The organism is Streptomyces nanhaiensis, assembly GCF_046614825.1.
Taxonomy (GTDB): Bacteria; Actinomycetota; Actinomycetes; order Streptomycetales; family Streptomycetaceae; genus Streptomyces; species Streptomyces radiopugnans.
Genome location: NZ_JBKJFM010000245.1, coordinates 1 through 5,007 on the forward strand (window position 1 = coordinate 1; position 5,007 = coordinate 5,007).

Consider the following 5,007-nt stretch of genomic DNA (forward strand, 5'->3'; position numbering starts at 1 on the left):
GCCACGGCCAGCCCGGCGGCCAGCCCGGCGTACCGCGCGCCGCGGCCGGGCCCGCGTCCCGCGAAGCAGCCCGCCGCCGCGAGCGCGCCCATCGCCGTGTAGTGGTTGGGCATCGCGGCGCCCGCGTAGAACAGCACCGTCCACAGCGAGCCGTACAGCGCCGCCGCCACCCACACCGCCGACGGCCGGGGCACCACCCGCAGCCAGGGGCGGAACCCCAGGTACAGCGCGGCGCTCGACAGCGCCAGCAGCCAGACCCTCAGCAGCACGGCCGAGTCGCTCCAGGAGGCGACCGGGAACAGCAGCAGGGGCACGCCGCGGGTGCGCGGTGCGCTGAACGGGGTCGGGGGGCCGTAGGGGGAGAAGCGGCTGGCGTAGACCGTCTCGTCCCAGCCGAGCGGCAGGGTGAGCGGCACCAGGAGGGCGGCGGACAGCGCCAGGAGGACGCAGACGGCCGCCAGTCTCCGGGCCTCCCGCCGCAGCGCGCTCGGCGAGCCCGGCGCCGCGGCCGTGGCCCCGATGCCGCCGGTGCCGCCGAGTCCTCCGGGGCCGACGAGCCCGCCGGGGACCAAGGTCGTGCGGCCGAAGGTCGGGGCTCTGTCCGGCACGGCGTTCACGCGGCCTCCACCCGGTCGTCCTGCGGCCTGCGGTCTGCCCCCCGCCCGCCGTTGTACCAGCGCGCCGGCCGGGGCGACGCGCACCCGCGCGGGGGCCGCACCGATCGGACGACGGCCGTACGGCAGCCGGCCTACGGCCGCGTCCCCGGCGGGTGCCGGAACGGGCGCGGCGGGCAGGGGCTGGGACGAGAGGGGACGGGGGGGGGACGGGAGAGGGGCGCACGGAAGGAAGCGGGCGCTGTGACGCACGCCCCAGGCGCCTGGTCCCCCGCCGCCGGCGGGAGCCCCGGACACGCCGGGAGCCGCGGCCCGCGCCGGTCCGGGACCGGGCGCGTGGAAAGCGGTGAATAGGGGCTGACCTGCGGTTTCGTCCGCCGGAGAGAACCGGGGCCGGCTGTCCCGGACGGGACGGGCCGCGACTCCGGGCGGGGCCGTGAAGCAGAGTGGCGGGCGGGGCCGCGAGGCGGGGCCGGGACAGGCGGAGTCCTGGCCTCCCGGCACGGAAGAGGTCTCAAGTAGGCTACGGCACCGTTGCCGTCCGGCAATGGTGCCGGAAACCGTGACGCCCGCCGATGCTCTCGACCGGGTTCGTACGAAAGAGCGGGGTACAGCGGTGGTGCGGATGGAACTGGGGACCGCGGTGTCCGCCGCCCGTGAGATCGCCGAGGAGGTCCTGCGCCCGCAGGCCGCCGCGGTCGACGCGGAGCAGCGGTGGCCGAAGGAGGGCATGGCGGCCCTGCTCTCCCGGCTGGGCGGGCTGGTGGTGCCCGAGCACTCCGGCGGCATGGGGCACGGGCTGCTGGCCGTGGCGCAGGTGGGCGAGGCGACGGGCCGGGCCTGCGCGTCGACGTCGATCTGCTTCGGCATGCACCTGGTCGGCTCGGCGGTGATCTCCGCACAGGCCGGCGCCGTGCAGCGGGAACGGTACCTGGAGCCGATCGCCGCCGGGGAGCACCTGACGACCCTGGCCCTGTCGGAGCCCGGGACGGGCGGCGAGTTCTGGCTGCCGCAGACGCGCATGGAGCGCTCCGGCGACGGCCGGCTGCGGCTGACCGGCTCCAAGAGCTTCGTCACCAACGGCGGCCACGCCGACTCCTACGTCCTGTCCACCGTCGCCGTGGGGCCGCGGACGCCGCCCGGCCAGTTCTCCTGCACGGTCGTCGACGCCGCCACGCCCGGCCTGGAGTGGGGGTCCGAGTGGCACGGCTTCGGCATGCGGGGCAACGCCTCGCGCGGCCTGGAGCTGCCCGGTGTGGAGATCCCCGCCGAGTGCCTGCTGGGCAACGAGGGCGACGAGATCTGGTACGTGTTCAACGTCGTCGCCCCCTACTTCCTGATGGCCATGGCCGGCACCTACCTGGGCGTCGCCGCGGCCGCCCTGGAGGAGGCCCGCTCCCACCTGCTGCGGCGGCGCACGCGCGCCGGACGGGTCCTGGCCGGCAACCCGGTCGTACAGCACCGGCTGGGCACGATGTGGGCCCGGGTGGAGCGCACCCGGCGGCTGATCTACCACGCCGCCGCCGAGGCGGAGCTCGGCGGTCCCGAGGCCCTGCCGGGGCTGGCCTCGGCCAAGGCCGAGATCGCCGACGCGGCCGAGGCGACCGTGAACGACGCCCTGACCCTGCTCGGCGGGATCGGCTACGGGACCGACTCGCCGCTGCAGCGGATGCTGCGCGACGCCCGCGCCGCCCATGTGATGTCCCCGGTCACCGACGTGCTGCGGGTGTGGACCGGCAAGGCGCTGCTGGACGAACCGCTGCTGGAGGGCTGAGGCGTGCCGACCATGTCCGGCGGGAGGACCCGCATCCTGCTGGTGGACGTCCTGCCCGAGACCGCGGAGGACTTCGAGGCCGCGTTCGGCGAGGGGGCCGCGCCCGGCGAGGAGGCCGAGCTGGTCCGCGTCACGGCCACGAGCGTCCTGGAGCACACCGAGGGGACGCCCGGCGAACGCCCGCCCGCCGTGGCGGTGGTGGGCCGCCGGGTGCCGGCCCCGGTCGGCCTGATACACGCGCTGCGCCCCCACCCGGCGGACCTGGCGGCGGTGGTGGTCGCCACCTCCGTCACCGACTCCCGGCTCGCCACGCTGCCGATACTCTTCCCCGCCGATCTCGTCCGCCGCGTCCCGGACGCGCGGGCCGACCTGCTGCCGCGGACGGTCCGCGAGCTGCTGGAGTCCATGTCCCGGCGGCGTGCCGAGACCGCGGTGCGGGCCGCCGCCCAGCGGCAGCTCGTCGCCGGCACGGTGATGAGCCGGCAGCTCGGCGAGCACCTGCTGGGCGAGTTCCTCACCCAGGCCCCGATCGGCGCGCTCATGCTGGACGACGACGGCGCGGTGCTCGCCTGGAACCGCCGGGCCTCGGCCGTCCTGGAGCTGGACGACCACGGCTCGCTCCGCCGCCCGCTGGCCGACCTGTTCCCGCCGGACGCCCGCGCCGCGCTGCGGCAGCACCTGGGCACGGCCCGGGAGCATTCCTCCCCCGGTCCCGACGTGGTCTTCGAGCGCACCAGGTCCGACGGCACCTCGCAGGCCATGCGCATAGCCCCCCAGAAGGTCACGGACTCCGAGGGCCGCGAGCGCGTCCTGGTGCTCGCCGAGGACGTCACCGACCGGCTGCACGCGCAGCGCAAGCTCGCCGAGCGCACCGGCCACGCCCTGCTCAGCGCGGAGGTCGCCGCCGCCATGACGGCCCCCGGGCCGCTGGCCGAACGCCTGCACCGCTGTGTGCGGGCCACCGTGGACAGACTGGGCGCCGACCGCGTCTGCCTGTGGACCCTGACGCCGTCCGGCAGACCCGAGCCCGCCGCGTGCGCCGACGCCGACCGCACCACCGCCGCCGGCCTCCTCCACCCCGGGTACACGGAGGAAGCCCTGGTGGGGCGGATAGCCGACCGGCAGCGCCCCCATCTGGACCTCACGCCCCCCGGCGGCCCTCCGCCCGGGTCCGGACGGCCCCAGGGGTCCTTCGCCGGCTATCCGCTGGTCTCCGGCGGGGAACTGATCGGCGTGCTGACCCTCAACACCCGCCTGGCCCTGCCCGGTTCCACGCTGTCCATCCTGGAGAACATCGCCGACCAGGTGGCCGTCGGCATCCAGCGGGACCGTCTGCTGCAGCGGCTGCGCGCCACCACCGAGGCCCTGGAGCACCCGCTGCTCCCGCCCCGCCTGCCCGAGCTGCCCGGTTTCGACCTGGCCGCCCGCTACCACCCCTTCGGCAGCGGCCTGCACATCGGCGGTGACTTCTACGACGCCTTCACCGCCCCCGACGGCCGGCACGTCCTGGCGCTGGGCGACGTCTGCGGCAAGGGGCCCGGCGCCGCCGCCATCACCGGCCTGGTGCGCCACACCCTGTGGGCGGCGGCCCAGCACACCACTGACCCCGAGCACGTCCTGGGCCTGGTCAACAACGCGCTGCGCCGCCAGAACACCCCCTTCTGCACCCTCGTCTACGCCGTTCTGGAGCCTCCCTCCGACCCGGCGGCCCCCTCGGGCACCTCGGGTACCTCCGGTGCCGTCCGCGTCCGGGTCGCCTCCGCCGGACACCCGGCCCCGCTGCTGCGCCGCGCCGACGGCGGGACCGAGCTGCTGGATGTGCGCGGCCCGCTCCTGGGCGTCCTGGACGAGCTGCACCACCCGGTGACCGAGGTGAAGCTGCGTCCGGGCGAGACCCTGGTGTTCTACACCGACGGCTTCACCGAGGGCGCCGGGGCGGAGGACCGCCGCGAGCCCGAGGACCTCGCCGCCCTGCTCGCCGGGCATCCGCTGCCGGCCGGCGACGGGCGTCCCGCCGACCGCGTGGTCGCGGCCCTGCTGGAGGACGCCCACTCCTGGTGGGGCGAGCGGCTCCGCGACGACCTGGCCGTCCTCGCCCTCAGCCACCTGGGCTGAGCACCGCCCCCGGCCGGGCGCCGCCGCCCGCTCTCAGGGGCGGGCCCGGAGGTTGGTGCCGTTCAGGCACAGGGCGATGTTGCGGACCGCGGCGGTGAGTTCCTCGATCACACGGGCGGCCTGCTCGGCGTCGTGGAAGGCGGGGCGGTCGGCGGACGCGGACAGGGAGCTGCTGAGGTCCTCCGTGAGCCGGCGCATCGCGTCCAGCTCCTCGGCGGGCGGTACGGCGGGCGGCGCGGCCGGGGTGTCGGCGTGCGAGGGCTCCGTCGGCGGGGTCGGCGGGGTCGGCGGCGCCGGTGCGGCGGGGGCGGGCGCGGGGGTCGCCGGGACGAGGGGTACGGGCTCGGGGGCGGGCGCGGGCTCCGCAGGCTGGGCGGGCGGCTGCGCCTGCGGCCGCTCGGGCGCGGGCGCGGGCGCGGACTGGGGCTCGGCCTCGGCGGCACCCGTGCCCGGGGCCGCCACAGCGGCGGGCGCGGCCGGAGCGGCGGGGGCGGCCGGAGCGGC

General features: G+C 77.2%; 2 protein-coding genes and 2 pseudogenes. 2 read left to right on the forward strand and 2 right to left on the reverse strand.

Annotated features, from left to right (window positions below):
- Positions 1 to 617: pseudogene (locus ACLIYP_RS29045) on the reverse strand (hypothetical protein); the annotation flags it as partial.
- 622 nt (positions 618 to 1,239) lie between these two features.
- Here ACLIYP_RS29045 and ACLIYP_RS29050 point away from each other — a divergent pair.
- Positions 1,240 to 2,388, forward strand: a complete 1,149-nt coding sequence (locus ACLIYP_RS29050) for an acyl-CoA dehydrogenase family protein (protein WP_412716066.1) — start codon at positions 1,240 to 1,242, stop codon at positions 2,386 to 2,388.
- A 12-nt stretch (positions 2,389 to 2,400) separates the two neighbouring features.
- Positions 2,401 to 4,503, forward strand: coding sequence for a SpoIIE family protein phosphatase (locus ACLIYP_RS29055; RefSeq protein WP_412716067.1), 2,103 nt, complete (start codon positions 2,401 to 2,403; stop codon positions 4,501 to 4,503).
- 33 nt (positions 4,504 to 4,536) lie between these two features.
- On the opposite strand, the pseudogene ACLIYP_RS29060 reads toward ACLIYP_RS29055, so the two are convergent.
- Positions 4,537 to 5,007, reverse strand: a pseudogene (locus tag ACLIYP_RS29060) (hypothetical protein); the annotation flags it as partial.

What these genes read in the sequence shown, in the direction of transcription:
- ACLIYP_RS29055 (WP_412716067.1), top strand. Translation starts at nt 2,401, where the DNA reads ATGTCCGGCGGGAGGACCCGCATCCTGCTGGTGGACGTCCTGCCCGAG.
- ACLIYP_RS29050 (WP_412716066.1), top strand. Translation starts at nt 1,240, where the DNA reads ATGGAACTGGGGACCGCGGTGTCCGCCGCCCGTGAGATCGCCGAGGAG.